This is a genomic window from Streptomyces sp. WAC04114 (assembly GCF_019733245.1).
GTDB classification, from domain to species: Bacteria; Actinomycetota; Actinomycetes; order Streptomycetales; family Streptomycetaceae; genus Streptomyces; species Streptomyces massasporeus_A.
In genome coordinates, this window is record NZ_JAIGQA010000343.1 from 1 (window position 1) to 2,475 (window position 2,475).

The following is a 2,475-nucleotide window of genomic DNA, read 5'->3' on the forward strand; positions in this document are numbered from 1 at the left end:
TCCCACCACTCCCCTTGCGCACCCGCCCCGCATCCGCCAGCACCCACCGCCGGTGCAGCTCGACGAGTTCCTCCGGCGACGCCTTGCACAGCCGGGCGAGCCGCTCCACCGGCGCGTAATCGGTCGGCACGGCATCCCCGTTGCAGTACCGGTGCAGCGTCGACGTACTCATGTGGAGCCGCTTGGCGAGCACCCCGTAGCTCAGCCCCGAGCGCTCCTTCAACTCCCCCAGCAGGGCGGCGAATGCCGCCGCGGTCGTGCCTTCCGACACCGCTCCTCCATGCCCCGTGTCCCGTTCCCCCGTTCCAGGGAATGACTGTTCTCCCTGGTCACAGCACGTGCGGGCGTTCCAACGTCCCTGATCCCCCGCCTGGTCTGGCGGCCGGGACGGACCCCCGCACAAGCTCTGGTCATCCAAGCACGCCGCTCCCGGCCCACCGGCAGCGCGACCCGCCCGGTCCCGCTTCCCCGCTGCCTTTGTCCGAAAGGAAACGCAAGACATGCGCAAGTACCACGCCCTCCCCGTCGCCCTCCTGGCCGCCCTCGCCCTGACGGCCTGTCAGGACGGCACGGGCACGAAGGACGAAGGCGCGGCGCACCCCGACCCGGCCTCGGCGACCGTCACCGCCCCGCACCCGGCCGAGGACGGGGTCGGCGGGAAGGGGACCAGCGGCGCGACCGGCACCCAGGGCACGACCGGGGCGACCGGCACGTCCGGCACGTCGGGTGCGCAGCCCACCAAGGGCGACAAGTCCGCGAAGGGGGACAAGACCGCGAAGGGCGACAAGCCCGCGGAGGGCGCCACGGCGCCCCGCGTCTCCTGCAACGGCTCCAACACCACCGTCACCGCCCAGCCGGTCCGCCGCCCTCTCAACCACATGCTGCTCACGGTGAAGAACACCGGCTCGAAGATGTGCGACCTGACCTACTACCCGGTGCTGCGCTTCGACGAGATGCAGTGGGTCCCTCGGCCGATCAAGGACTCCAAGCCGCAGGCGGTGACGACACTGGCCCCCGGCGAGTCCGGCTACGCGGGCGTCTCGCTGTCGGCGGCCGACGGCAGCGGCGAGTGGGGCACGACCGGCCACAAGCTCACGGTCGGCTTCCAGGGCCGCACGCCGAACAGCGACGGCGGCCCCTCCGCGCTCCCGGCCCTGCCGGCCAAGGGCGTGTACTACGACAGCACGCTCACGGTCACGTACTGGCTGCGCGACATGGACGACGCGCTGACCTACTGATCCTCGACCTACTGATCATTGACCTACTGATCCTTGAGCTTCTGGGCCACTTCGGTGGCCCAGTAGGTGAGGATGCTCCGCGCACCGGCCCGGCGGATACCGGTCAGGGCCTCCATGATCGCCCGGTCCCTGTCGATCCAGCCCTTCTCGGCGGCGGCCTCGATCATCGAGTACTCGCCGGAGATCTGGTAGGCGGCGACGGGCACGTCCACGGCGTCCGCGACCCGGGCGAGGATGTCCAGGTAGGGCCCGGCCGGCTTGACCATCACCATGTCGGCGCCCTCCTCCAGGTCGAGGGCGAGCTCGCGCAGCGACTCGCGCACATTCGCGGGGTCCTGCTGGTAGGTCTTCCGGTCCCCTCGCAGGGACGAGCCGACGGCCTCCCGGAACGGCCCGTAGAAGGCCGAGGCGTACTTCACGGTGTAGGCGAGGATGGCGACGTCCTCCCGCCCGATCTGGTCGAGCGCGTCGCGGATGACCCCGACCTGCCCGTCCATCATGCCGCTGGGCCCGACGACATGGGCGCCGGCGTCGGCCTGCACCTGGGCCATCTCGGCGTACCGCTCCAGGGTCGCGTCGTTGTCGACCCGGCCCTGCTCGTCGAGGACGCCGCAGTGCCCGTGGTCGGTGGTCTCGTCGAGGCACAGGTCGGACATGACGAGCAGATCGTCGCCGACCTCGGCCCGCACGTCCCGCAGGGCGACCTGAAGGATCCCGTCCGGGTCGGTTCCCGGCGTCCCGAGCGCGTCCTTCTTCGACTCCTCCGGCACGCCGAACAGCATGATCCCGGAGATCCCCGCCGCGACCGCCTCGGCGGCGGCCTTCTTCAGACTGTCCCGGGTGTGCTGCACGACCCCCGGCATCGCGGTGATCGGCACGGGCTCGCTGACGCCCTCCCGCACGAAGGCCGGGAGAATGAGATCGGCAGGGTGCAACCGGGTCTCGGCGACCATCCGACGCATCACGGGGTTGGTCCGCAACCGCCGCGGTCGAGTACCGGGAAAAGATCCGTACGTCGTCATCCCCCTACGCTACGCCCGCCCCAAACCCCCCGATACCGACACCTTGTCGGCCACCTGGCTGCGGGCATGCGTGCCGCCAAGGGCGGCACGGGTGGGCGCAGCGGCACCCCGCTACGCCGGGCTGCGGACCCACCCGCCCACAGCACCAACGCCGAGCACCATGAAGCCCACAGCCCCGCAATGCGCCCCCACTCACCCAGGTCCATCCTGAAACC

At 71.0% G+C, this 2,475-nt stretch carries 3 protein-coding genes; 1 reads left to right on the plus strand and 2 read right to left on the minus strand.

Annotation, left to right across the window (positions count from 1 at the left end):
- Nucleotides 1-271, minus strand: a 271-nt coding sequence (locus K4G64_RS39005; protein WP_221760579.1) for a helix-turn-helix transcriptional regulator, incomplete at its 3' end; no start/stop codon positions are given.
- Between the two features lie 229 nt (nt 272-500).
- Here K4G64_RS39005 and K4G64_RS39010 point away from each other — a divergent pair.
- Nucleotides 501-1,238: a DUF4232 domain-containing protein gene (locus K4G64_RS39010; RefSeq protein WP_221760580.1), complete on the plus strand. Its 738-nt coding sequence runs from the start codon at nt 501-503 to the stop codon at nt 1,236-1,238.
- A gap of 23 nt (nt 1,239-1,261) precedes the next feature.
- Here K4G64_RS39010 and hemB read toward each other — a convergent pair whose 3' ends face one another.
- Nucleotides 1,262-2,260 carry a porphobilinogen synthase gene (gene hemB, locus K4G64_RS39015; RefSeq protein WP_221760581.1) on the minus strand — a complete coding sequence of 333 codons (999 nt, stop codon included), beginning with the start codon at nt 2,258-2,260 and terminating at the stop codon, nt 1,262-1,264.
- Nucleotides 2,261-2,475: the final 215 nt, after the last annotated feature.